Source organism: Vitiosangium sp. GDMCC 1.1324 (genome assembly GCF_003044305.1).
Lineage (GTDB): Bacteria > Myxococcota > Myxococcia > Myxococcales > Myxococcaceae > Archangium.
This window is the reverse complement of the sequence record NZ_PZOX01000003.1, coordinates 193,352-218,690: the sequence shown is the minus strand read 5'-3', so window position 1 is coordinate 218,690 and position 25,339 is coordinate 193,352. Positions and strand designations below refer to the sequence as shown.

The window sequence follows — 25,339 nt, the reverse complement described above, 5'->3', positions numbered from 1 at the left end:
GGGCCTGTACCTATGCCTCAGCGAACCGGATGTCCCAACCCCCCTCGGGGTCGAGCGAGATGCTCAGCTGGCGGGGAACCGAGCCGCCCGCCAGACGCTCCAGCAGCTCGCGCGAGATGGCGGGCATGAGCGAGCCCTGGAGGATGTGCTCCACGTTGCGCGCGCCCGTCTCGGCCTCGGTGCAGCGGCGGGCGAGCTCGTCGAGCAGCTCGGGCGCCAGCGTCGTCTCCACGCCGTGGGCCGAGCGCAGGCGTCCCACGAGCTTGTCGAGCTTCATGGCGACGATCTCCCGCATGATGTCGGAGCCCACGGGGGCGTAGGGGACGATGGTCATGCGCGCCAGCAGGGCCGGCTTGAAGTGCTTGCTGAGGGTGGAGCGCACCTTGGCGACCATCTCCTCGGCGGTGGGAGTGGCGCCCGTCTCGTGCATCTTCATGAGGATGTCCGAGCCCAGGTTGCTGGTGAGGATGATGACGGTGTTGCGGAAGTCGACGGCGCGGCCCTCGCTGTCGTTGAGCACGCCCTTGTCGAACACCTGGTAGAAGAGGTTCATCACCTCCAGGTCGGCCTTCTCGCACTCGTCGAGCAGCACCACGGAGTAGGGGCGCTGGCGCACGGCCTCGGTGAGCAGGCCGCCCTCGCCGTAGCCCACGTAGCCGGGCGGCGAGCCGATGAGGCGGCTGACGGTGTGCTTCTCCTGGAACTCGCTCATGTTGAGCGTGGTCATGAAGCGCTCGCCGCCGTAGAGGATGTCGGCCAGCGCGAGCGCCGTCTCCGTCTTACCCACGCCGCTGGGGCCCACGAAGAGCAGCACGCCGATGGGCGTCTCCGGGTTGCGGATGCCCGCCTGGGAGATGCGGATGATCTCGGCGACCCTGCGCAGGGCCGGGTCCTGGCCGCGCACGCGCTCGGTGAGCCGCGACTCGAGGCTCAGCACCGCCGTGAGCAAGTCACTGCGCATCTTGCCCACGGGGATGCCCGTCCAGCTGGCCACCACGCGCGCCACGATGTCCGCGTCCACGTCCGCGTGCACCAGCGACTCCTCGCCGCGTACCTGGGCCAGCTTCGCCGAGGCCTCGTCCACCGCGGCCTTCAGCGGGGCCTTGTCCGCGTCGGCCGGAGCGGAGAGCAGCGCCTTGCGCGCGTCCATCAACGCGCTCACCGCGGTGCGCTCTGTCTCCCACCGGGTCTGGAGGGAGGCGCGGTTGTCGCGCACGGCGGCGAGCTTCCGCTCCAACTCCTCCACTGCCTCGGTGTCGCCCGGGTGTCCCTCGGCGAGGTCCCTCTGGCGCGCATCGCGCTCGCGCTCCAGGGCGGAGATCTCCTGCTCGAGCGCCACCAGTTCGTCGGGCTTGGTGGACAGCTCGATCTTCACGCGCGCGGCGGCCGTGTCGATCAAATCCACGGCCTTGTCTGGCAGCTGGCGGCCGGAGATGTACCGGCTGGACAGCCGCACGGCGGCGGAGACGGCCTCGTCGCGGATGGTGACGCCGTGGGACGCCTCGTAGGTGGGGCGCAGGCCGCGCAGCATCAGCTCGGCCTCCTCGACGCTCGGCTCGTCCACCTTGACGGGCTGGAAGCGCCGCTCGAGCGCCGCGTCCTTCTCGAAGTACTTCTTGTACTCGCCCCAGGTGGTGGCGGCGATGGTGCGCAGCTCGCCACGCGCCAGCGCGGGCTTGAGCAGGTTGGCCCCGTCGCTGCCGCCCGCCGCGCCACCGGAGCCAATGAGCGTATGGGCCTCGTCGATGAAAAGGATGATGGGCGTGGGCGAGGCCTTCACCTCGTTGATGACGGACTTGAGGCGGTTCTCGAACTCACCGCGCACGCCCGCGCCGGCCTGCAGCAGGCCCAGGTCGAGCCCCATCAGCTCCACGTTCTTCAGCGCGTCGGGCACCTCGCCCTTCACGATGGCCCAGGCCAGGCCCTCCACCAGCGCCGTCTTGCCCACGCCCGGCTCGCCCACGAGGATGGGGTTGTTCTTCCGGCGCCGCGAGAGGATGTCCACCATCTGGCGGATCTCCCGGTGGCGCCCGAAGATGGGGTCGATCTTCCCCTCGCGCACGCGGCCGGTGAAGGACGTGGCGAAGCGCTGGAGCGCCTCTCCGCCCGCCGCGCCCCGGGCGGACGCACCGGGGGTGGCACCGCCCGCGACGGGCTCGGGGCCCACCTCCATCGTCTCCGGAGAAGGACGCAGCACCACGTCCAGCGCGGCCATCAGCTCGTCGCGGGAGATGCTGTCCAGCTCGGGAAAGAGCTCGGCGGTGTAGCGGTTGCGGCGGGTGACGAACTGGGCGAAGAGCGCCCCGGAGCGCAGGCGCGTCGCTCCCTGCTCGACGGAGGCGATCAGCCAGGCGTCCTCGAACCACTGGAAGAGCGTCTCGGAGAACACAGGCCGGCCGGCGCTGCCGGCGCGCAGGCCCTGGATGGCGCGGTCCACGCTGGCGGCCAGGCGCAGGCGGTCCACCTGGAAGTGCTGCAGCAGGCGCGCGACGTCCGAGTCCTCGGGCTCGAGCATCTGCGCGAGCATGTGCTCGGGCACGATTTCATAGAAGCGCCCGCTGCTGGCGCGAGCGACCGCGCCCTCCAGCGAGCGGGTGGCCGTGGGCGTGAGACGGCGGACGAGGGCTTTCGGTTCGACTCGGATGGCGGCACCCTCCAACGGGGGACGGCAGAAGAGCTACCCGGGAGGGCCGGCGCCGTCGGTTGCCAGCGTTCCCGGGGTCGTGGTTCACGCGACCGGTATGGTGAGGCGGATCTGCTTTCCCTTCCCCAACCAGGTGTCCCGCCCCAACTGCGCCGACTGCGTGCTCGAGAGGTTGAACGTCTGGGTGACGCCTTCCGTCAGTCCCAGCTCGAATTCGTACTCCAGGGGATCCTTCAGGAAAAGCCGCACCACTTCGCGCGCCTGGAGCAGCAGATCTCCCCCCGGGAGCATCCGCCGGTACAACGAGGTGGGCAGGGGCTCGATGTGGATCTTGATCTTCCCCATGCGATCAAAGGCCTTGCCGCCCAGCACGGTGTTCTTCCCGAGGATGTGGTTGTTGCGGCCGAGCTGCAGCCGGGCATCGATGTCCACCCAGCGGCCCACGAACTGCTCCACGCGCACCCGGGCGCCCTGCAACTCCTGGCCGAGCACGTCCTCCAGGGCCGCCTCCAGCTTGTCGGCGGTGCGAGCGCGCGAGTCCAGCAGCGGGACGATGCGCAGCAGCCGCCGCATGGGCAGCTTGCTGGTGCGCTCACCCTCGTACGTGTCGAAGCCGGCGAGCGCCAGCAGCCGGCGCGACCACTGGTCGGTGTTCTGGGAGTTGGACTCGCTGGTGATGCGGTACTTGGACTCGATGCGGTAGAGCAGCGACAGCAGCCGGTGGTGGAAGAGGTCCAGGAACTCCCGGCGGACGGCCTGGTCCGGGTCCTCCTGGGCGACTTCCTCGGCGATGTACATGGGCAGCGGGCTCACCGAACCGGTGAGCCCGAGGAAGTGGGTGACGACCTCGAAGAGGGGACGCCGGCTGTACGGCTCCTCGGCGCGCACCGGCACCTTGCGCAGCTTCACCTCGCTGACGTCTCCCGAGGAGAAGCCCAGCGAAGGGTCGTGCCGGAAGCGGACCATCTCCTCATTCACCGGGCCGACGCCTCCCACGCGTACCGCCTCGGCTGTCAGCCGCTCGAGGAAGGCCACGAGCTGGAAGAAGCCCAGGTAGGGAGCCCGCTCAGCCAGGTGGCGGGAGGCCTCTACAAGAGCTTCTGAATGCCGTTCCTCGGGAGCCATGCGAACTCGGTCTGCGAGGGCTGGAGCCGGATGGCCAGCTCGTTGAAGGAGTTGAGGGTGACGTGGGAGGCCAGCAACTCATCGAGGATGCATCCGAACAGGAAGGCATCCCCCACTCCCATGAAGTTCGTCTCCTCGAGGTCCACCAGCGTCTGGTTGCCGCGCACGGGAGAGCCCTCGAGGAAGCGCGTGAGGGGCTTGGTCTCCACGTTGCGGATGGCGTTGATGCGCAGGCGGCTGGCGCGGGCGGCCAGGTTGTCCGCGAGCGCCTGGAAGTTGTACAGGTCCAGCAGGCGCCGCAGCGCGGCCCCGTCCGCGATGGAGTGCTGGTTGATGGCCAGGTGCGAGAGCAGCCGCCAGTGGAGCTCCGTGCCCAGGGGCGCGCGGGCCGGACGGCTCACCGGGGTGATGTTCTTGAATTTGGCGTTGGTGGGCGAGGCCGGAGTGGACTGGGTGATGTCTCCCACCTGGAGCCGCGCGGGCAGCGAGCGGTTGGTGCAGGTGAGGTCGATGGACAGCACCTCCTCGGTCCCGAGCGTGGGCGCCACGTCTCGCGGCGTCTCCAGGGTGAGGTACGTGTCGATGCCATCATCCACGGGCGAGTGGATGCGCCGCAGACGGTAGAAGGCCGGCTCGGCGCCCTCGCCCAGGGTGTGCTCGAACTCGTGGAAGGGCCGGTAGGTGCGGCGCTCGCTGCGTCCGGCGGTGAGCCCCGTCACCGCGTCTACGGAGTACACCTCCGCGTGCTGGGGCTGCAGCTCCGCGGCGCGCACCATGTGCTCGCGATCCAGGGCCTGGTGGAAGAGGGGGTCGGCCGCGGCCCGGAAGAGGTTGATGACCGGGGCGCAGTGCAGGCGGAACATCTCCCGGGTGATTCGCGCGTCCAGGGGCGGTGGGCGCTCCAGGTGGAAGGAGATCTCGAAGCGCTCCTCGAGCGCGGACGCGGCCATCTCCAGGCCGTGCACCTCGAAGAAGAGGAACTTCTCCGGCAGGGTGAAGTACTCCTGGAGCAGCCGGTAGCCGTCGAAGGCGCGGGGCCAGGGCAGCAGGCGGAAGTGGCGATCGAAGCCCACGGGGCGGATGCTCTTCTTCGGGTCGAGCACCACCTCGTTGCCGCTGGTGGTTCCGCGCACGCGCACCTGGCGGCAGTAGCGCAAGAGCCACAGCAGGATGAGCGCGCTGGCGGACATCTCCCCGTGGATGAAGAGGCGCAGGCCGTGGGGCTTCTGCAGCTCCTCGCGTCCCTGCTCCGTCGTCTGGAAGAAGAGCCGCAGCACCGGCGAGGACACGGACGAGCGGTCCAGCACGGCATCCTGCAGGCTGAGCGGCAGCAGATCCACGTCGTGCGTGGTGCGGAAGACGCAGCTGGTGCCGTCCAGCGGCGTCGAGGCCACCTCGGCGCCCGCGGAGATGCGCGAGCGGCCGCGCAGGGCTCGCATCTGGGGCGAGAACTCCACGATGGAGCACGCCGGCACCGGGCGCAGGTAGTGGGGCAGCAGCAGCTCGGTGAGCCCCTGCACCATCTCCGGGACGTCGTCGTCCACGCGCTCGCGAATGCGCGCGGTGAGGAAGGCGAAGCCCTCCAGCAGCCGCTCCACGTCCGGGTCCGCGCCGCGCTCGACCAACAGGCCGGCGACGCTCGGGTTGGCCAGCCCGAAGGCCCGGCCCATCTCCCGGAGGTAGCTGAGCTCGCTCAGGTAGTACTTGCTGAACATCCTCGCCCTTTCACCACAGGTCCACCCGTCCGCCGGGTTGCAGCTGGGTATGGAAGCGGACGGTGCCGCGCGCGTCCTTGAGGTTGAGCTGCGCGATGATCTCGAACCGCAGGGCGGTCGGGTCCTGCTCGTCGGGTGCGTGCAGGACCATCACGTTCTTCAGCCGCGGCTCGAACTCCTGGATGGCCGTGCGGATGGACTGCTGCATCCTCGGGATGGCCGCCGGGAAGAGGTGGATGATGTCGTTGAAATCCATGATGCCGAAGGCAGGGGCGGCGGCCGCCTCTCCCTTTCGGGTGTTGAGCATGACCCGCAGGTGCTCGGCGATGGAAGCCACCGCGTTGCCCCGGGGCGCGAGCGCGCCGTGGCTGCTGGAGGCCAGACGTGTCAGGAGTCCTCGTTCGGCCATGGCGTGCGGGCGATGCTCCGGAGCGCCCGCGCTTCACACGGGCGCTCCGGGAGCAGAACGGACTAGCGCTGGGTATCCCAGGTGTCGGTGTGCGTCACGCCGCCGTTGGTGATGGTCCAGTCAATCGTGTGGAACACGAAGGTGATCTCCTCCATCGCCGGCAGGTTGGTGCTGGTCGGCACGAAGCTGTCCGGCACGTGCTGCTTGATGCTGTTGATGCGGCCCTTCTTGATGGCGATCGTGTAGAACTGCTCGGTGGTGCCATCACCGGTCGGGTTGGGGCGGAAGAACTTGAAGGTCGCCTCGATGACCTGGTTCTCACACAGCGCCTTCATCAGCAGCGGCGAGGCCTTGTCGATGCGCTTCACGACGCGCATCGGCGGGTACTGACGGCGGCCCGTCGCCAGGCCGGAGCCGGACTCGCGCGCGGTGATGACCTCGTGCTCGAAGGACACGCACTCGATGGAGTCCGCGCGGCCCAGGCTCGTCTGGGTGCTCTCGCCCTTGATGTCCGTGCCGTTCGCCTTGAGGTACAGGTGTACTGTCTCAGCCATAAGCCACCTCGTTGTGTGCGCCGCGTACGGCGCGGAAGACCGGGCCCTTTCAAGGCCCGGGGTTGATGGAGCCCGCAGTCAGCGGAACCACGCGTCACGGGTGCGACGGGCTCACTCCTTGTCCAGCTTACCCACCAGGGACAACGTGAACGACGCGCCCATGTACTTGAAGTGCGGGCGAACCTGCAGGCTGCAACGATACCAGCCGGGCTGACCCTCCACATCCTCAACCGCCACGCGGGCGGCGCGCAGCGGCCGGCGCGAGCGCACGGCGGGCGCCGGGTCATCCATGTCCGCGATGTACTGGCTCATCCACTGGTTGAGCTCGCGCTCCAGGTCCGAGCGCTCCTTCCAGGAGCCAATCTGCTCGCGCTGCAGCACCTTCACGTAGTGCGCCAGCCGCGTCATGATGAACATGTAGGGCAGCTGCGTACCCAGGCGGTAGTTGGTCTCCGCCGCCTTGCCCTCCGGCGTGCTGCCGAAGAACTTGGCCTTCTGGGCCGAGTTGGCCGAGAAGAAAGCCGCGTTGTCGGCGTCCTTGCGGAACACCAGGCCGATGAAGCCCTCCTCGCTCAGCTCGTACTCGCGGCGCTCGGTGAGCATCACCTCGGTGGGGACCTTGGTCTGGATTTCGCCCATGGCCTCGTACTGGTGCAGCGGCAGCATCTCCACCGCGCCACCGGACTGCGGGCCGATGATGTTCGGGCTCCAGCGGAACTTGGCGAACGAATCCGCCACGCGGGTAGCGAACGCCGTGGAGGCGTGGCCCCACAGGTAGCGGTCGTGCTGGCCCACCACGTCCTCGCTGAAGTTGAAGGCCTTCACGGGGATGGTCTTCTCACCGTAGGGCAGGCGCAGCAGGAAGCGCGGCATGCACAGGCCCACGTAGCGCGCGTCCTCGCTCTCGCGGAACGAGTGCCACCGGGCGTACTGCGGGCCCTCGAACAGGGACTTGAGGTCCTTGAGATTGGGCAGGTTGAGGAAGTTCTGCTCGCCGAACATCTCCGGGCTGGCGTTGGCGATGAAGGGCGCGTGCGCCATGGCCGCCACCGACGCGCACTTGCGCAAAAGGTCGATGTCCTGCGGGCCCGGGCCGAAGTCGTAGTTGCCCAGCAGCAGGCCGTAGGGCTTGCCACCGAACACGCCGTACTCGTTGGAGTAGACGAGCCGGTACAGACCGCTCTTCACCACCTCGGGCGAGTCCTCGAAGTCCTTGAGCAGGTCCTCCTTGGAGACGTTGAGCATCTCCACGCGGATGTTCTCGCGGAAGTCCACCCGGTCCACGAGGAACTTCAGCGAGCGCCACGAGGACTCCAGCTTCTGGAACTCCTGGTGGTGCATGATTTCGTTGACCTGGGAGGTCAGGCGCCGGTCGATCTCCGCGATCATCGCGTCGACGAGGGCCTTGTCCACGCGCTCCTCGGAGCGGTGAGGGGCCAGCATCTCGGTGATGAAGGCTTCCACGCCGCGGCGGGCGACGTCATAGCCCTCGTCCTTGGGCTTGATCTTCGCCTCGGAGAGGATCTCATCGAGCAGGGAGGGCGAAACGGCCGCCGCGCCCGCGGCATTCTGGGTCTGGGTCTGGGTGCTCATGGGTCACGCTCTCGAGGCTGGACTACTTCTTGGAATCGTTGCCATCGGTCTTCAGACCGAGCTCGTCGATGAGGCGCTTGCGGCCCTCGTCGTCGGCGAGCATCGACTGGAGCTTCTTGCGGAAGGCGGGGACGTTGCCCAGGGGTCCCTTGAGCGCGTTGAGCGCGCTGCGCAGCTCCAGGAGCTTCCTCAGCTCGGGCACCTGGTTGACGATGCTCTCGGGAGCGAAGTCCGCCAGGCTCTTGAACTCCAGGGACACCGGCAGGCTGACGCCCTGCTCGCCGGAGAGCTTGTCATCCACGGAGAGGCTCACCTTGAGGTTCTGCTGCGCCATCACCTCGGTGAAGTTCATCTTGTCGACATTGATGGGCGCGCGCTCCTCCAGCGGACGGCCATCCTCGCGGCCGGTGAAGTCACCCATCATCAGCATCTTGAGGGGCAGCTCGACCTGCTCCTGCATGTTGCCCGTGGCGGGCTTGTAGACGATGTTGACGCGCTCGGTAGGGGCGACGGAACTTTCTTTGCTCATCTGCTGCTCTCTCCTCTTGCGTGAGATGGGTGGTGCATGGGCTCGTCGCCAAGTGAAGCGTGTCCGTGGATGCTGCCCGAGTGTCAGGGTTGAACGCGCAGGGCGGCAGCGGGATCGAGCTGGGCGAGACGACGATAACGGATCCAGAAATCTCCTACCAGACCGTCCGGTGAATCTTTCCCGGCGGTGACGCAGGTGAGGAATCCCTCGAGGCAGGCGGCGGCGAGCGCCGGTTCCCAGGTGTCGAGAGACTGTGCGGTGCATTCGGCATCGAGTGCCTCATAGAGCGCGCGGGCCGTGGTGAGCTGTCCTGATTGAGCACACATGCGAGCCATGTGCAGTCGCGCGACGAAGCGCGCGCGGGCCGTGGTGGCCGAGGCGAGACGGGCCTGGAGCTGGGCGAGCGTCTCCCCCTCGGAGGCGGTGTCCTGCGTGGGAGTCTCGAGCTCGCGAGGCAGGGGCGCCGGGACGATGGGCCGCGACACGGAGGGAGACTTCGCGAGCACCTCTCGCTGCAACCACTCCTTGGTGGCCGCGTCCGAGAGGGGCGAACCATCCGCGGCCACCAGCTCCACCACCGCGGGCATGCGCTTGAGCAGACTGCTCAACTCCAACAGCAAAGCCTCACGTGCGGCCGCATGGGTGGGTCCACTGGATGCCAGGGCATGAGCACTGAAACGTTGCAGGTCCAGCGCAAAGCGATACTGCGCCATGGAGGACTCGGCTTCATCGAGCAGCTCTGCCCAGCGGGAGTGGGTTGCCAGGGTTTCCAGTTTTGCGCGCAGCGGGGCGGGCAAGGGCGGGATGGATGTCCTGCCATTGGCGCCGGTGGAAGGTGGCTGTGAGATGTGAAGCCACAGTCCGGTGCGGAGCAGGCGGTAGGCGAGCGGGTCGGCGGGATTGGCCCGGCGCAACACGCTGGAGGCGCTCGCCAGCGACGAGCCGATGTTGCGCAGGTAGTCCGCGGCGGCCTCCGCGCTGGTGAGTTCTCCCGTGGGCGCTGCGGGGAGCTGTGCGGCCAAGGCCGCTGCCGCGGGAGCTGGCGCAGCGGGCGCGGGTGGGGGCGGAGGCGTGGCGGGAGTGGGGTTGGCACTCGCGCTGGCCGGGGCCTCCGCGGAGGGAGCCGGAGTGGAAGTGGCCGGAGGAGGCGCGGGCTGGGCGGGTGCCGGAGCGGGAGTGGGAGCGGCGGGCGTGGGAGGCGCGGCCTCCTTGGGCATGTTCGCGCGCAGCCGCTCGAGGCTCGTGAGGAGCGGTCCGAGCGCCGGGCCCTGCGAAGCGAGACGCTCGCGCGACACCTCGGCGAGCTTCGACACGGCGGAGGACAAGGCCTCCACCACCGCGGGCGAGGTGCTCTCTGCCTGCACGGTGGGCAGCACGTGCTTCATGCGCTCCACGTACCAGGACAGTGCGAGCCCTCGGCTGCGCAGGCGAGAGGCCTCCGGGAAGAGGCCCTGCCAGTAGCGCTCGGTGAGCTCCGCCAGCAGCGTTGCCCCGGTGATGGCGCCGGGCAGACCCTCGGTCATGTACAGCGCGTAGGCGAAGTAGGAGGCCAGCCACAGGTCCTTGGTGGACTTCTGCAGCAGCTCCCCGGCGCCGCGGACGACCTCGTCCCAGCGCACGGCGTCGCCCGTGGGGGACTCGAGCTTGGCCACCTCCAGGGTGACGCTCTCGTAGAGGGGGTGGTGTTTGGACGGGGCCCCGGCGGGGGCCCCGTCGGAGATGGGCTCCAGCCACTTGCTGGCGCGCTCGCGAAGGCTGTCGGTGGAGGGCGTCATGAGGGGCGCTCCTTCATCGCGCGAGGGCACGCAGGAGTTGCTCGAGCGTGCTGTTGGAGGAATCGATGACCTGGCGCTGCGAGGCGGACAGCGACTGCTTCGCCTGGGCCATTGCGGCGGGCTTCTCGGTGCGCAGGGGCCAGAGGGAGGTCCCCGTGCGCGTGGGTTGAGCCAGGTGCAGCAGGAGGGTAGGGGGCGCGGCGCCCAGGCACAGCAGGAGCCGGGGTTGGGGCCCGTCGGACCAGAAGAAGGACGGGGGGAGGGTGGACCAGCGCAGCAGTCGCGTGGCGAGCTCCAGCCAGGTGACGGGCCCCATGTGCGAGGGATAGGGACAGTCCAGCATCACGCTGGCCAAGCCTTGCTCTCGGTGACGCTCGCCTGTGCAGGCGGTGAGGAAGGTGTGCAGTGCGTAGTAGCGCCCCTCGGGAGGATGGGTGCCGTTGACGTGCTGGAGCAGCTCCGTACAGCGCTTCTCGGAGAGAAGCGCCTCCCGGAGCCGCTCGGCCACCCGGAGGTCTCCGGGCCGCGCGGAGGGCAGCTTCGCCGTGCGCTCCTGCAGCTTCGGGACTTCGAGCGAGCCGGCCTCGCGCAGCAGCTCCATGCTGGCCCGGAAGAAGGGTTGGTACATCTCCGGCAGCAGCGCGTAGCGCCCGACCACGTCCGCCGCGGGCATCTCCTGGAAGATGGCGAGCGGGAAGGCACGCCCCACACTGTCCGCGCTCGGCGCCAGCACGCCCACCAGCACCGAGCTCTCGCCGGGTGCGGTGAAGACGAAGTGGGCGGGAGCCGTGGGCAACGCGCTCCGAGCCCCGTGCAGCCGGCCGGCGCTCTCCTCCATCCAGCGGAAGAGGTACCGGCCCAGGGGGCTGGCCGCGTTGTGCCGGACGAACTCCGCGTGACGCGGAGCCTTGCCCAGCAGCCCGATGTGGGGCGCCTGCGTCATCCTCACTGCGCTCCGTTGGCGTTGCTCACCATCTCGATACAGCCTTTGCCGGTGCGAGCGATTCCGTTCGGAGGCATCAGGCCCGGATCCCGGAAGATCTGCAGCAACCGGGAGGTGTTGTTGCCGGACAGACCGAAGAACGGGTTGGCGGTGCGCTCGGGACGGAAGTCGATGGCGACGAGCGCCCCGTTCATGTCTTCGATTTCCCAGACGGCGGTGAAGAAGCGGCCATCTCCGCTGGGCTCGATGCGCTTGACGCGCTCGAGCAGACGGAACAGCCCCCACTCGCCGGGCTCGTCGATGTCCGCGGTGGCACCGGAGGCATTCTCCACGTGGATGTGCGCCCCCAGCTTTCCGGCCTGGCCGGGCCAGCTCATCGGCTTCCAGACGTTGTCCGGGCCGTTGCGGTACAGCTCGTCGACGCCGTCGATCGTCAGGGTGATGCCGGAGATTTCCGACGGCGAGGTGTCCGGAGACGTGCCCGCGCGCACGCGCACCTGGAAGCGCACGAGCGGATCCACCGTGTCTCCCGGGAAGAGGGTGACGGCCAGGTTGTTGGACTTCTCCAGGAAGGTGAGCAGGTCCTCGCGGTACATGTCGCGCGTGTTCAGGTTGGCGAACGTCCACTTGCGGCCGGAGGTGACGACCTCGTCGGCCAGGTGCTGCTGGATGAACTTGCGCAGCGTGCCGCCCGAGGGCCGCAGGAACTCCGAGAGCTCGGCCAGGGGCGCGTCCTGCATCGAGTCGCGCACGAACGGGTAGCGGTTGGCCATGAGCTGGGAGAAGGGCTTGGAGACGGCCTCGCACCAGTCGCTGCTCTTGGTCTGCGCCACACCGGCGAACACGATGGAGCGCATGTCCTGGAAGGGCGGCAGCAGCAGCTTCTCCAGGATGGGGCCGCCGCTCTCGTACTTCTTGACGAGCATGGCCACGCTCTCGCGCGTGGTCTTGATCTTCTCGAGCAGGGCACCGGATTCCGAGGGCTTTTCCTTCACGCCCAGCAGGGAGTTGAGCACCAGCGCGAGCTGGTCCTGGTAGAAGTCCAGCGACGTCAGCTTCTCCTCGCCGTCCTCCGAGCGGGACTCCTCGGTGGTGAACTTGATGAGGGTGGCGAACTCCTTCTCCACGTCCCGGGGCCCGAGCGTGTATTCACCCGTGGCCGCGTCCGGATCGACGAGCTGCTTCTTCTCCTCCTTGTCCTTCGTCGGCAGGGCCTTCTCGAGCATCTTCCGGACCGTGCTCTTCTCCTCCTCCTTCGGGGTGCGCACGAGCTGCACGTTGTAGGCGAGGGACCGGAACAGCTTTCCGAAGGCAGGCGGTTTGCCACGTGTGAGGCTCTCAAGCAGCTCCTGCATCTGGTTCACGTCATCCGGAGGCCGGACGGTGATGGACTGGAGGAAGTCCTTCCACTCCTGGATGTACTGTTGGTAGTAGCGCGTGCGTAGCTCGGCGCGGGACTTCTCCTCATCTTCCTTGGCGTCCCGGTCCAGCACCCAGGCTTCCTTGTTCTTGAAGGCATCCTCCATCCGCGAGCGCACCACCTGGTCCCACGCGACCTTGGTGAAGGCACCCCGGACGCGCTTGGTGGCGCGCATGGCGGGCACGGCGCCGACGATGTCGTCCAGCGTCTGGTCCGGGTACTCGCGGCTCACGGAGGTGACGATGCGATCCAGCTCCAGCGTGGTGACGGGGACCCGGTTGAGTGCCCGGCGCGCGGCGCGCACGATGTTGTTGTTTCGCGCGAAGGCGAGCTGCTCCGGATCCGCCGCCAGCATCTGGATGTAGGTGCGGGCGTGGCGGGAGATGGCCTGCTGCAGGTTGGCCTCTCCGTTCATGCCCTTCACGTGCGTCCAGTGCCGCACCATCTGATCCACCAGCCAGTCCTGCTGGACCTCGTCGAGCGCAGGCTCGCGTTGTGCGTGTGGCCAGGTGATGAGCAGGTACATCTTCAGCGCATCGAAGTGGTTCGCGTAGTCATCGGAGCCAGGCTTCCAGTCCGGCGAGTCCTGGTTCTTCGAGAAGATGTCGAGGTTTTGCTCGGTGCGCTCGTACTGGTTGCCGAGCAGCACCCGGCGCAGAGCGGTGTTGTAGAAGGATTGTGCCAGCGGGAAGAGCCTGTCACCCTCATACAGACCGAAGCGCAGCCAGAAGGGAGGGCCCTCCGCCTTGTGCTTCGTCAGCTCCTGGAGCTGGGTCTGCAGTGGAGACAGGTCCTTGATGCGTTCGAGGTCGTTCCGGGCATCCAGCTGCACGGCGGTGATGGCATCGCGCACGTCGCGCGCCAGCGCGCGGTTCTGGAAGTAGGAGACGATGGGCAGCACCAACATGAGGGCCGCCGCGGTGAAGTAGGTGGCCGTGAGCATCAACTGCCGCCGGCGGTAGCGCTGCTCCTCGATGGAGCTGCGCGCGGCCATCTCCTGGTCCTGGAACATCACCTTGGTGAAGATGTCCCACAGGAAGTAGCTGCGGCCCTCGGAGCTCGGCTCGGGTTGCGGCCGCGTGTCTCCGAAGAGCTCTCCCGAGGCGCCCGCCAGCCGCTCCAGCGGCTTCATGTCCTGGGTGCCGCTGGTGAAGTACAGCCCGCGCATCACCGGCGTGTCCTGGTACACGTTGTCCAGGAAGAGCGGCTGGACGAACTCGGCCAGGTTCTTGCGCAGCTCGTCGAAGCGCTGGGGGAACTGGTAGATCTTCTCGCGCGACTCCAGCCGGCGCTCCTGGCCCAGCCGCTTCACCGTGCGCTGCTCCAGCACCGTCACCAGCTCGTCGAAGCGCTCCAGCAGCAGGTCCGTGGAGGCCTCCGCCTGGGCGCCCATGGGCACGGTGAAGCCCCAGATCTGTCCGCGCTCGGAGCGCGTCAGGTCCGAATACATCTCAGTGAAGCCGGGGAGGAGATCACACTTGGTGATCATCAGGTACACGGGCACCAGCGTGCGCAGGCGCGAGGTGATCTCATCCAGGCGCTCGCGGATGCTCTGCCCCAGCTCGCCAGCGACCTGGGGATCCACGCCCATCAGCTCGCTGACGCTCACCGCCACGATGAGACCGTTGATGGGCCGCTTCGGGCGGTACTTCGTCAGCGTGTCGAGGAATGCGAACCACTCGGGCTTGTCGTCCTCGCTGCTCACGTAGCGGCCGGCGGTGTCGAGGATGACGGCCTCGTTGGTGAGCCACCAGTCGCAGTTGCGCGTGCCGCCCACGCCCCGCACGCCGCCGCCCTTGGCGGAGAGGTAGGGGAACTTCAGCCCCGAGTTGCGCAGCGCGGTGCTCTTGCCCGAGCCCGGAGGCCCGACGATGAGGTACCAGGGCAGCACCGCGAGGGCGTCCTTGCGGCCCCGCGACAGCTTGGAGGTCTTGAGAGCCTCCACTGCCTTGGAGAACTCGGCCTGCATGGCCTTGATCTCCGGCTGCAGGTCGGGCCGGACCGTCTTGATTTGCTCTTCGGCCTGCGCCTCCAGCGCGCCCTCGAGCTTCTTGGCCGCCTTGCGCGACTTGATCTTCCCGACGATCCACTTGCCGAGCGCGAACAGCAGCAGCACGCCGGCGGAGATGAGCCCCGTGAGGATCGGCGGAGCCCCGAGCATGTTGATGGCACCCCACGCCAGCCCCGCCAGGAACGTGATGACGATGGCCCAGATCATCGCGCCTCTCCTGCGTTGGTGGCCATGTGGAGCTTGATTTCGTTCACGAAGGTGTCGACGGTGCCGTTCAGGCTGAGCATCAGCCCGCCATAGACGAGCACGGCGAGCGCCAGCGCCCCGAGGGAGATGAGCATCGGAGATATCCTGCGCTTGCCCGCGAGCATCGACTCGGTGGGCCGCTCACCGTGGGGAGACAGCACGTCGAAGTCGAAGGGCTTGGCGCGCTCGAGGTCCTTCTGGACGGAGTCGATGAGCGTCATCAACTCCAGCTCGCCACCGCGGATGCGGTAGCGGCCCTGGAAGCCGAAGAGCATGCACAGGTAGTAGACTTGCAACACCTCGGCGCGGTGTGGATCCTTCCGGATGGCCTGCAGGCGGTGGAAGAAGCCGTCACCGGCGACGTTCTCGTTGAAGTACTGGAGCTGCAGCAGGTTGGTCATCCAGAACGAGCGGTAGGGCTCGGGCCGGGTGAGCGCGACCTCGTCGAGCAGGGCGACGAGTGCATAGGCCATGTCCTGGGCGTCCTGGTGGCTGTAGCCCAGGACGGCCGCGCGCCGCAACATCTCGTCCACGACACCGCGCAGACGGTGATGCAACACTTCGGGTGGTGGGACCGTGGCGGCATCCGAGTTGCGAATGCGGATGGCCGCATCGAAGCAATCCTTGGTGGCTTCGGTGACTCGTTGCATGGCGTTCGGTCGTCAGCGGCTGGCGGTGGGGACGGCGAGCAGCTCCACCGTCGTCTGTGCGGCGTCGAAGGGGTGCGGCAGGTAGAGCGCGAGCGTCCTGTCCCGCATCGCGTTCTTCCAGTAGCCGTCCGAGGTGAAGAGCGAGAAGTAGAGGACCCCTGGCTGGATGGGCACCTCGGGCGGGGGGCGGTAGTTGACCTGGATGGGGACGCCGGGCGAGGCGGCCTGCACCAGGTTCTGGATGTCGCCCCAGCTGGCCAACTTGGCGAGCTTGGGCAGCTGCTCGGCCACGGTGCGCTCCGGCAGCTCGCTGCGCACGGAGAGGAAGAACTGGCCGCAGCGCTCCAGCCGCTCGTCCTCGAGCTTGCCGCGGTAGAGCCGGTCCTCGCCGGACTGCATCTGCACCGTGAGGCACTGCTCGAGCGCCACGGAGCGCAGCAGCGCCTGGAGGCGGCGGAACAGCTCCTCGAAGGTGGCACGCAGCTGGATGAACTGGAAGGGCGGCAGCGTGGTGGGGTCCGCGTCCGCCACGAAGGTGCACAGCTGTCCCGCGCACTGGCTGAGCGCCAGGTAGAGCGCGTGCGGCCGCATGTTGCCCGCGTCGATGGCGTGCTGCAGCAGCGGGATGACGCCGTTGAGGGCGCTGAGCTCCAGGAAGAGCGTCACATCCGAGGCGGTGAACTCGAGCGAGGATGCGTCCCGGTGCCGGCGCCGCGAGGCCAGCTGGCGCTGCTTGGCCACGATGAGCCGCAGCAGGTTGCGCAGCTCGCTCATGATGAAGGGCGAGGCGTCGATGCGCAGCGCGGGCGGGATGTAGTTCTCGACGAGTGTCAGGCTGCCGGAGCGATCCCTCGACAGCTCGGCGATCTTGATGGCGTCGTAGTCCTCGCGCGGCTCGGTGCCGAAGAGCAGCTTGACGTTGCGCTGCGCGAAGGCCACCGGGACGATGGAGGTGGACGCGGTCAGGTCGTTCACCGGCCGGTTGGTCGGAGTGAAGCGGGGATTGCCGCCGACCCGCTCTCCGCCTCCGTAGCTCTCCACGCCGCTTCGCTCGCGCGGGACGCCGAGGTAGACGTCCAGCACCTGCTGGGCCGGCGGGAAGAATCCCTCGGTGGGACGGGCCGGCGGGGCCTCCGGATCACCACTCTGGAAGGAGACGGGCAACCCGTCGGGGAGGATTCCGTTGAAGTGGCGCAGCTGCACGCGGCCGGCGCGCAGTGCCTCCATGTCGAACTCCACGGAGACGGCGCCCCACGGGTATGGCTCCACCGCTGCCAGCCGGAGATCCAGCAGGTTCTCGTGATAGAGGTCGAGCTGCTGCATGTGGTGGGGACTCATGAACATCCCCTCCGACCAGACGACGCGTTGCGCGTTCTTCATGCACTCCTCTTGGGATGGGATGGCTCCTCGGGCACGGACGGGCCGGCGGGAGCCGGCTGCGTCAGCGTGGCCTGGGGGCGAAGCATGTCGATCTGATAGCCCTGGAGCCGGTAGCGCAACTGCACGTCACCGGGCTTGGGGTCGCCCTGGTCTCCCGCGGGCCGTTCGACACAGAAGGGCTCGGGAACGGGATCGAGCGCCATGACGGTGCGCCACGAGTAGCCGAGCGGCTGGCGGAAGTGGCCCATGGTCAGGATGAAGCGTGCCTTCGGGTCACGTTGGATCCACCGCTTGAGCTTCTGGCCCGGAGCGACGGTGAACTCGGCGACCTGGAGGAGATCCTCTCCGAGGTACTCCTTGGGGCGGCCCCAGAGGTCGCGGAAGCCCGCGCGCTCGAGCTTGGCGCTGTCCTTGAGCTGGATGACCTGCACCACCGTGGGGAGCGAGCGCCCGCGTGGATCAGGATTCACCTGGTCGGAGACGTCCAGGAGGACCTGCATGGGGGGAGGGGTCTCGCACGGGGTGGGAGCCACGCGCTTCGCGCACGAGCTGCCGGCGGTGGCCGCGAGCAGGAGCGTGAGCAGAACCCCTTTGCCTCGACTACCGGAACGGACGCACACCTCGGGGCATGCGTGTGGCTGTGCCTTCACGAGTCCTCTTCTCACGTGCGGTGATTCCCCCCTCAACCGGTCCAACGAACGGCATGAAACCTGCCAGAGTGTGAGAAAGGTCGCAAGCCCACCACCCCTGCTTACTTGGAGCGGAGCGGGTTCACGAGTGGCGGGGGCAGGCATGTAGCAATACGTACGGATGTGTTGGCGCGCTCGAAGCGAGTGCCTCCACGAAGCGGATGGAGCCAGGGCGCAATTCCAGGGGGATCGCTGCTAGAGTGCGGCGGCTTGCTGACTGGCAGATCTACACCGTGGCGCGCTGATGCTGCGCCGCGAGACACCCGAAGCGGGGGAGCCATGGGACGAAGGATGCTCGCGCCTGGCGGACTGGTGCTATTGCTGTTGTTGCCTGGGATGGCGGCCTTCGCACAGACAACCCCACTCAAGTTGTTCGAGCTGGAGCGTTTGGAGCTGAATCCCGGTGCCGAAGGCTCGCTCATCGTGGGGATGGGGGAGCTGCTACAGGCCGGGCAGTTCCGCACCTCTGCAGTGGCCCACTACTCGCACCGGCCCTTGATGTTGTTCCGGGAGGGGAAGGCCACCGCAGTCGTGGGGGGACGGAGCACGATGCACGTGTCGGCTGCCTATTCCCTGACGAACTGGTTGCAGGTGGAGGGACAGCTGCCGTTGGTGCTGTTGCAGCAATTGGGACCGAGCGCCCCGAATCCGGAGAGCCCGAAGTCCTTCGTGCTGGGGACGCCCACGGTGGGGTTGCGCCTGGGTCTGCTCACGCAGGACGAGCAAGGTGGAGTCGATCTGGCGGTGGGGGGCGACGTCGGGCTTCCGGTGGGCAGCATGGATGCGTACGCGCGAGATGCCGGGTTACGTGTCTCGCCGAGGGTGATGGTGGGCCGACGGTTTGGTTTCTTTCGAGCGGCGTTGGATGCGGGATTGATGGTGCGCCCAGGGGGGCGCGTCACCGATGTCAACTCCGAGATTCTAGACGAGCTGGGTAACGAGCTGCGCATCGGGGCGGCACTGGTGACGACGGGGCGCCGGATGCGGTGGGAGTTCAATGTCCGGGGCATGGTGCCTCTCTCTCAGCAGCCGGGCTCGGTGGAGGTGCTGCCGGGGGTGCGCTACCTGGTGAACCCGTCCCTGGAGGTGTTCGCGCTGGCGGGCGTTGGGATGGGCAAGACTCCCGGGACGCCGCTGTTCCGGGTTCTCGCGGGAGGCTCGTTCGGAGACGTGACGCCGCGGCGAGGTCCTAAGGAGTCCTCCGTCAGGTGCGATATGGGGCTGTCGCTCTCGCCGGAGGAGTGCCCGGAGAAGGACGATGACGGCGACGGCGTGCGCAACCTCGATGACAAGTGCCCGCTGGTGGCGGGCGATCCCGCGCGTGCTGGCTGCTCACGGACAGACACGGACAGTGATGGTATTGAGGACTCGCTGGATGCTTGTCCGACGGAGCGCGGCGACGCCGCGCGGCAGGGCTGCCCGGTGCGCGATCAGGATAATGACGGTGTCGCGGACGAGGACGATGCTTGTGTGGCCGAGGCCGGTCCTGCGGAGAACCGGGGCTGCCCCGCGCCGGATCGGGACAAGGACGGTATCCACAACGATGATGATGCGTGCCCGGATGAGCCCGGTCCGCCTGAGCGCCAGGGTTGCCCGGAGGAGGACACGGACAAGGACGGAGTGCCCAACCGGGAGGACACCTGCGTTCATGAGTCAGGTCCGCAAAGCAACCTGGGTTGTCCGGAGCATGAGGTACCGCAGGTGGTCATCAAGCCTCGGCAGCTCGAGCTGCGTGGCAAAGTGTTCTTCGAGGCGTCGCAGGCCCGCATCCAGCAGCGCTCCTTCGTGGTGTTGGACTGGGTGGCCAAGGTGCTGCGCGAGCACCCGGAGCTTCCGCGCGTCGTGGTGGGCGCGCACACGGATGACCGGGGATTCGCGGAACAGAACCGTCAGCTCTCTCAGCAGCGTGCCGAGGTGGTGCGGCGCTACCTCATCGACAAGGGCGTGGCCGCCGAGCGGCTGGATGCCCGGGGCTACGGTCCGGACAAGCCCGTCGACAGCAACGCGACGTCGATTGGTCGCGAGAACAACCGTCGCGTGGATTTCATGATCATCCGCGACGGCGACGAGAGCTCGGCGGCTCCTCGGAAGTAGGCGAGTGGCCGGTTTTCCTCTCGTACGATCTGGGGATGAGCTGTGCTCCCCAGGTCGTACGGGGTCGTGGCGGTTGGCTTCGGAATGGCGGCGTAGCGGTTCTTCGCGCTTCTTTCAGGGCATCCGTTTGCTTGGGGCGGCGCATCAACGCCCATCCGTCGGCAGTCGTTTCCTGGTGCCTTCTTCGTCCCGTCAGCCCTTGAGTGGCTCGCAGGCTGCTCTCGACGTGGATGCGGTCATCGCGATGGTGCCCGCTCGCCACATCCAGCCACATGAAGACAAGGAATCGCTCTTCTGGAGCGGGAGGCTCGCCAGCATACGAGACCTCGCCGCTCACTGAAGAGGGGGCGCACAGAGCGGATGGTGGGCAGAGGGGTCATGCCCCTCCACTCCGCCAGCCGCTGCGTCACTGTCTGCTACCGCGGTGCTGGGAGGCGAGCAGGAGCCCCAGGAGTCCCAGGAGCCACAGCATCGAGGGCGCTGCCGATGTTGCTGAACAACCCAAGCCTCCGCCCTCGGCACGGATGTCACGGCCCAGGTAGACGCTCCAGCTGTAACTGGTCTCCCGCTTGTTGCCTGCCGAGTCTACCGCATAGACGTTGAGCGTATGCGGCCCTTCCTCCAGGTTGGAGAACGACACCTCCGCACCGCAATCCGTGAGGTCGTTGAGATCCAGCTTGCACTGGAAGGTGACCCCCTCCTCGTTAGCGGTGAAGCGGAACGCGGCGGAGTTGCTCGCCGAGTTCTTGTCGGGCCCCTCGATCTGCACAGCGGGTGGCTCATTATCCATGATGAATTGGACGGGTTCTGACATCACGCCCGTATTGCCAGCCCTATCTGTGGTCCTGACACGGATGAAGTGGGGCCCATCCGGTGGCTTCTGCGCGGCCTCGATGATGAGCTGCCAGTCCCCATTGTCATTGTCAGTGACAACCACTGTTCCAATGGGTGTCTTCTCATGGTCATCGAGGTAGACGGAAATCGTGCTCAAGCGCTCCCCGGCCGCTGTCCCTCTCAACGCTAGATCTTTGTAACGCGCCCCCTGGGTGGGCAACTGGACGACAGGCGCTTCCGGAGCCGTCGTGTCCACCGTCCAGGAGACTTCCGCGGGCTCCTCCTCCACGTTCCCCGCCGCATCCGTGGCCGTGATGCGGAGCGTGTAGGGTCCGTCTGGGAGATCCGACTTCACCATCGGGCTGGGGCACGGGAACACCTCGCCGTTCAGATCGCACTGGAAGGTGGCCTTCCGCGCCTCGGTCGGTGTGGTGTAATCCACCCGCACGAAGTTGACGGACTTCCAGGCATCAGGTTGGCTCGTCACGAACGTGTTGGGTTCCTTGGTGTCCACCTCCCACTCATATTTTCTCCAGGCGTACTCAGGTGTCTCGGCACCTGTCTCAGCAGAGTAGGCCTTTGCGAGAAGGATGTGGGTGTTATCCGCGAGCCCCGCATAGCGCCTGACGCAGATATCGCCCGCTGCATCCGTGATGAGCTCGTTGCACTGGCAGGGTTGCTCCCAGGCATCGGCATCCCGCTTACAGTCGATCCGGAGGCCCGGCTTGTTCGCCTGGAGTCTGAACTCGATCGCAGTCGAATTCGTGGCACTTCCCGAGGCGGGGATGCCCCCCACGCTGCCCACATTCAGGATGAGGACGGTGGGTTGGTTGCTATCCACCCTCCACGTCCATTGGGCGGGTGCCGTTACGAGTGTCTCGTTGCCGGCCAGGTCCGTGGCCCATACCTCCAGCGTGTAGGCTCCCGTCTCTTCCGTCACCGTGTAGAAAAGGGGGTTGTCACACGGAGTCTGGGCAACGCCGTTGATGTTGCACCGGTAGGACACCACCTTCTTGGAAGGCTCGAAGCCAAAGAACGCATCCTTGGAGGTGGTGATGCTGCCATTGTTCGGACGTCCGGTGATGGTGACCGTGGGGCGGATCAAATCCAGCTCGAAGAAGATGGTCTCTGGAGGACCAAGGTTGCCGACCGCATCCTTCGCCCGGGCCTCCAGCGCGTAGGAGCCGCTCGGCAGTCCCGGCCAGCTGCTGCTCCAGGAGCCAGAAGGCGCCCCTGGCGTCTGCTCTGGCGGCATGGAGACCGCGGCGCTCAGGGGGATCAGCTTCAAGCTCATCGTGCTGTTCGTCTCGGCACTGCCGCTGATGCTGAGCGTGCCCGTCGGATGGGCTGGATCCGTATCGGACACGGCTGTCATACCGGCGCGGCCGATGCGCATCCCATTGACGGCCAATGTCGAACCGAAAGTGATGGCCGTCGGCTTTCCGGGCGGGCTCGCATCTACGGCGAAGCAATAGGTGGAGGCCAGGCTCTTGTTGCCAGCCTCATCCGTCACCGTCACGCTCAAGGTGTAGACGTTGGCATCCGAGATCGTGCTGGTGGGCGAGACGCTCCAGCTTCCCGAGCTTTCCGGCAGGCCACTGACCACAGTCGGCGGGAGGTTGTACGTCGAAGCCGCAGTCAGGGTGACTTCGATGCGGCCTCTGGCTTCGCCCGTCCCCTGGATCAAGGGCAGTCCGGTTGTGACGTAGGGCAGGGAGGTGGCAGTACAGGTGCTCGTGGGCCCCACGGGGGTCTGATTCGCTACCGTCGTCACGAAGGGGGCCATTGGTTTCTTGGTGTCCAGCTTGAACCCCAGGATGCCTGGCTCGCTCACGTTGTGGGCCGCATCCTCCGCGGTCACCTGCAGCGTGTATTCGGTCGCCGTGTCCAGCGGCTGTGCGAGGTCCACGCTCCAATCGCCCGTCCCATTGGCGGTGGTCGTCTGCGGAGAGCTGGACGAGCCGGCCTGCACCACTTTGACGGTGGTTCCCGCGACCGCCTTGCCACTGACGGTGAGCAGGGAGCCGGTCTTCAGATCCGGCGGGCCGATGAGCATGCCCGCGGTTGCCGTCCGTGCTGGCGTTCCCAACGTCTTGATTTCCGGCTTCGCGGGGGCCTGCGTATCCACCGTGAAGGTCGGGTTGGTGCCAATGGACGTCTCGTTGCCCGCGGGGTCGCGTGCCTTCGCCGCGAGGGTGTAGGCGAAATCTCCCAGGGCCTCGGGCGCGGCGATGCTCCATGCACCCGGAGAGCCACTTGCGGTCGTCTTGAATACCCTGCTCTGAGAGGTCGAACTCGCGTCGGTCCACGACAAGGTGAGCTCCACCTCGTTCCCGGTATCCGCGTTCCCCGCGAACATCGGCCAGCGCGTGTTGATGAGCACGGACGAGGTCGTGGCCTGCCCGGCCACGGTTATCCCGGAGGGCGCCGAGGGAGCCTTGGTATCCAGGCTGAAGCTCAACGTGGTCTTCTGGCTCATGTTGCGCGGGGTGGCCGTGTCCTCCGCCGTCACCTCCAGGCTGCACGTGGCCTCGGTGCTCGTGGGCTCGGTGAGGTTCAGGTTCCAATTTCCCGTCGACGCATCCGCGGTGGCTGTGTTGGACGTGGTGCTGCATCCGGACTGACTCACCGTGACGCGGCTGCCGGGCTCCGCGATCCCGGTGATGGCGAGGGTGTTGGACGTCAGGTCGAGCTGCCCACCGATCATCATGCCGTCGCTCGCCACCCTGCTTCTTTTTCCCAACGTCTTCAGCACGGGCGGCACGGGGGCCGTCTTGTCCACGGTGAATGTCATGGGCGGGCTCTGCTTGCTGTAGACGCCCTGCTCGGTGATGGCCGCTGTCGCCTTGTACGTGGCATCGGCGAGGCTCTGCGTCACCTGGAAGGAGAAGCTGCTGGAAGCGGCATAGGTGCGTCCCACCTCGACTCCATTCAGGTAGATGACGACCTGCTTGCCCGTGGGCGCGGTGCCGCTGATGACGGGGGTCCTGTTCGAGATGGTTCCCGTCGGGCTGCTCACCGTCGGCACGGCGGTCAGCTCGGTGAACGCGTACGTGCTCCCGACGCTGGCGCTGAGGATTCCGGGATCTCCATCCCCGCCCAGGGCAAGGCCCGCTCCCGCTGCGGGCACCGCCAGGTTCGCACATTGCGTTATCGCGTTCGCCTGATACAGCAGGCGACCGCCACCGCCACCACCGCCTCCCCCTGGCCTGGGTGATGCTGAACTGCTGTCGATATCACCGCCGCCTCCGCCCTTGGCGAAGATGGGGGTAGCTTGGTTGTTGCAGTCGAGCGTACCGCTCAACCGCAGGAGGATGGTGCCACCTGCGCCTCCTCCTCCGCCAGCATCCGCCGGGCCAGGGGTGGAAACCTTGTTGCCACCATGCTCACCGACCGCTCCAGAGGCGTCGAGGGCCGAAGTGTGGCTCAAGCTCAGGTTGTTTGCCCGGATGAAGATGATGCCTCCCCCCGTTCCACCATTGGAATGGGTGGGGGCGTTGTCCAGCTTCCCGTGACCGCTTCCTCCGCCACCGCCCAACGTGAGGCGCTCGAGCACGGAGTAGACAAGGGGGGCTCCTCCCCGCCCACCTACGTCCCTTCGCGTCGCTTCGGCAGTGGAGCCTCCGTTGCCACCTCTGCCCGCGTTCGCTCCGCCGCCTCCTCCCGAGCGGTCACAAACGCCGCCTCCTCCTCCATTGGCGAAGTTGCCGTAGCCGGCTCCCTCATTGTCATCGTACGTGGACGTGTCGGAGCTGTAGCTGTAGCGCGTGCTGTCCACCCCTTCGCCCTTCTGGGCGTAGGAGGGGGTGAGACCCGATTGCAGGAGGCACAAGGTACTGGCGGTGATCGGATCCTTGACGTACTTGCCGCCCAGAAAGCCCATCCCATTGGCGAGGATCTGCCCATTGACGGTGACGGTCCCCTGGGCCAGCAGCGCGACGATTCCGCCTGAGCGCCCATCCCACGCCTTGGCTTTGATGCTGTCGCCGCTGTTCTTCACCTTGAAGTTCGTGTACTCCGGGACGCGGATCACCTGGGTCACAGTGGCCGCATACGTGTGGATGAGCGGCGCGGTGAGCGTCAGGGTGGAGCCTGTCACACTCTTGATGCGGGCAAACTCCCACCGCCCGACGTCGGACGCACCGAGGTCGACCGGACTGGTCTGTCCGGTCGTGGCGGCGGGAATGATGCCGGTCGTCTGCAGGACCATCACCAGGTCATCCGCCTTGAAGGCGTCGGCGTCCGTGGCTCGCGGGCCCTTCTCCACACCGGCGATGGAAATCTGCAGATCCCCCGGCGCGAGCGGTTGCGTGACGTAGGCGTAGGAGTTGATGAGCACGTTGCTCGCATCCTTGACCTCCACATCGCCGTCCGTCCCATCTCCCAGGTAGAACGAATCGGGCTCGGCCAGGGTGGGGCCCGCGACGAGGAGCACCAGTGCCAGCAGTGCCCGTGTGTATGCGCGTCTCATGATTTCCGATCTCCTGTGCCCCCACTGCGGGCTGAGGTGGTGCGCCGCATGTGTTCCCTTGCTCGGCCTGCGTGGCCCCCCCGGGGCGGATCCGCACGGTGCAGGCTACCTCAGGATCGCTATCGGGTTCACGAGGGACGTGGTGGAGCGGCTTGTCCAGGGGAGCGCGTCTGGCTCCGGGCCGGGGCAGATGCACCCTTGGGATGCACCTGCCCCGAGGCCAGGCTCAGGCGGCCGCGAGCATCGGAGGGAGACTT

Annotated in this window: 15 protein-coding genes; 1 reads left to right on the top strand and 14 read right to left on the bottom strand. The window is 67.2% G+C overall.

What is annotated here, in order from left to right; translation table 11 throughout:
- Positions 1-10 precede the first annotated feature (10 nt).
- The 13 genes from tssH to tssJ all read right to left on the bottom strand — a co-directional run bounded on the left by tssH (position 11) and on the right by tssJ (position 17,614).
- Positions 11-2,659, bottom strand: a complete 2,649-nt coding sequence (gene tssH, locus DAT35_RS09415) for a type VI secretion system ATPase TssH (RefSeq protein ID WP_108066605.1) — start codon at positions 2,657-2,659, stop codon at positions 11-13.
- Positions 2,660-2,728: 69 nt separating this feature from the next.
- Positions 2,729-3,769 (bottom strand): type VI secretion system baseplate subunit TssG, encoded by a 1,041-nt coding sequence (tssG, locus tag DAT35_RS09410; protein ID WP_199242851.1) that lies wholly within the window; start codon positions 3,767-3,769, stop codon positions 2,729-2,731.
- Positions 3,733-5,484: a type VI secretion system baseplate subunit TssF gene (gene tssF, locus DAT35_RS09405; protein WP_108066604.1), complete on the bottom strand. Its 1,752-nt coding sequence runs from the start codon at positions 5,482-5,484 to the stop codon at positions 3,733-3,735. Before tssF ends, tssG begins: the two co-directional genes overlap by 37 nt.
- Before the next feature lie 10 nt (positions 5,485-5,494).
- On the bottom strand, positions 5,495-5,893 hold the full coding sequence (tssE, locus tag DAT35_RS09400; RefSeq protein ID WP_108066603.1) for a type VI secretion system baseplate subunit TssE: 399 nt from the start codon (positions 5,891-5,893) through the stop codon (positions 5,495-5,497).
- Positions 5,894-5,955: 62 nt separating this feature from the next.
- The gene (gene tssD, locus DAT35_RS09395; protein WP_108066602.1) at positions 5,956-6,447 is read right to left on the bottom strand and encodes a type VI secretion system tube protein TssD; all 492 of its coding nucleotides are present in this window, start codon (positions 6,445-6,447) and stop codon (positions 5,956-5,958) included.
- A gap of 111 nt (positions 6,448-6,558) precedes the next feature.
- Positions 6,559-8,040, bottom strand: coding sequence for a type VI secretion system contractile sheath large subunit (gene tssC, locus DAT35_RS09390; RefSeq protein ID WP_108066601.1), 1,482 nt, complete (start codon positions 8,038-8,040; stop codon positions 6,559-6,561).
- A gap of 22 nt (positions 8,041-8,062) precedes the next feature.
- Entirely contained in the window at positions 8,063-8,569 is a 507-nt protein-coding gene (gene tssB / locus DAT35_RS09385) for a type VI secretion system contractile sheath small subunit (protein ID WP_108066600.1), read from the bottom strand.
- A gap of 83 nt (positions 8,570-8,652) precedes the next feature.
- Positions 8,653-10,344: a type VI secretion system protein TssA gene (gene tssA / locus DAT35_RS09380; RefSeq protein WP_108066599.1), complete on the bottom strand. Its 1,692-nt coding sequence runs from the start codon at positions 10,342-10,344 to the stop codon at positions 8,653-8,655.
- 13 nt (positions 10,345-10,357) lie between these two features.
- Positions 10,358-11,287, bottom strand: coding sequence for a type VI secretion system-associated protein TagF (tagF, locus tag DAT35_RS09375; RefSeq protein WP_108066598.1), 930 nt, complete (start codon positions 11,285-11,287; stop codon positions 10,358-10,360).
- A gap of 2 nt (positions 11,288-11,289) precedes the next feature.
- Entirely contained in the window at positions 11,290-14,925 is a 3,636-nt protein-coding gene (tssM, locus tag DAT35_RS09370; protein ID WP_108066597.1) for a type VI secretion system membrane subunit TssM, read from the bottom strand.
- Entirely contained in the window at positions 14,922-15,614 is a 693-nt protein-coding gene (locus DAT35_RS09365; RefSeq protein WP_108066596.1) for a DotU family type IV/VI secretion system protein, read from the bottom strand. The genes tssM and DAT35_RS09365 overlap by 4 nt, the downstream gene beginning before the upstream one ends.
- A 12-nt stretch (positions 15,615-15,626) precedes the next feature.
- Positions 15,627-16,994, bottom strand: coding sequence for a type VI secretion system baseplate subunit TssK (gene tssK / locus DAT35_RS09360; RefSeq protein ID WP_108066595.1), 1,368 nt, complete (start codon positions 16,992-16,994; stop codon positions 15,627-15,629).
- Positions 16,991-17,614: a type VI secretion system lipoprotein TssJ gene (tssJ, locus tag DAT35_RS09355; protein ID WP_255415175.1), complete on the bottom strand. Its 624-nt coding sequence runs from the start codon at positions 17,612-17,614 to the stop codon at positions 16,991-16,993. The genes tssK and tssJ overlap by 4 nt, the downstream gene beginning before the upstream one ends.
- A gap of 348 nt (positions 17,615-17,962) precedes the next feature.
- Between tssJ and DAT35_RS09350 the strand changes: the two genes are divergently transcribed.
- Positions 17,963-19,777 carry an OmpA family protein gene (locus tag DAT35_RS09350; RefSeq protein WP_108066593.1) on the top strand — a complete coding sequence of 605 codons (1,815 nt, stop codon included), beginning with the start codon at positions 17,963-17,965 and terminating at the stop codon, positions 19,775-19,777.
- A 406-nt stretch (positions 19,778-20,183) separates the two neighbouring features.
- Here DAT35_RS09350 and DAT35_RS62080 read toward each other — a convergent pair whose 3' ends face one another.
- Entirely contained in the window at positions 20,184-25,082 is a 4,899-nt protein-coding gene (locus tag DAT35_RS62080; protein WP_158501627.1) for an Ig-like domain-containing protein, read from the bottom strand.
- Positions 25,083-25,339 lie beyond the last annotated feature (257 nt).

Coding starts and splice junctions, on each gene's coding strand:
- tssG (WP_199242851.1), bottom strand. CDS start 3,769: ATGGCTCCCGAGGAACGGCATTCAGAAGCTCTTGTAGAGGCCTCCCGC.
- tssF (WP_108066604.1), bottom strand. CDS start 5,484: ATGTTCAGCAAGTACTACCTGAGCGAGCTCAGCTACCTCCGGGAGATG.
- tssE (WP_108066603.1), bottom strand. CDS start 5,893: ATGGCCGAACGAGGACTCCTGACACGTCTGGCCTCCAGCAGCCACGGC.
- tssD (WP_108066602.1), bottom strand. CDS start 6,447: ATGGCTGAGACAGTACACCTGTACCTCAAGGCGAACGGCACGGACATC.
- tssC (WP_108066601.1), bottom strand. CDS start 8,040: ATGAGCACCCAGACCCAGACCCAGAATGCCGCGGGCGCGGCGGCCGTT.
- tssB (WP_108066600.1), bottom strand. CDS start 8,569: ATGAGCAAAGAAAGTTCCGTCGCCCCTACCGAGCGCGTCAACATCGTC.
- tssA (WP_108066599.1), bottom strand. CDS start 10,344: ATGACGCCCTCCACCGACAGCCTTCGCGAGCGCGCCAGCAAGTGGCTG.
- tagF (WP_108066598.1), bottom strand. CDS start 11,287: ATGACGCAGGCGCCCCACATCGGGCTGCTGGGCAAGGCTCCGCGTCAC.
- tssM (WP_108066597.1), bottom strand. CDS start 14,925: ATGATCTGGGCCATCGTCATCACGTTCCTGGCGGGGCTGGCGTGGGGT.
- DAT35_RS09365 (WP_108066596.1), bottom strand. CDS start 15,614: ATGCAACGAGTCACCGAAGCCACCAAGGATTGCTTCGATGCGGCCATC.
- tssK (WP_108066595.1), bottom strand. CDS start 16,994: ATGAAGAACGCGCAACGCGTCGTCTGGTCGGAGGGGATGTTCATGAGT.
- DAT35_RS09350 (WP_108066593.1), top strand. CDS start 17,963: ATGGGACGAAGGATGCTCGCGCCTGGCGGACTGGTGCTATTGCTGTTG.
- DAT35_RS62080 (WP_158501627.1), bottom strand. CDS start 25,082: ATGAGACGCGCATACACACGGGCACTGCTGGCACTGGTGCTCCTCGTC.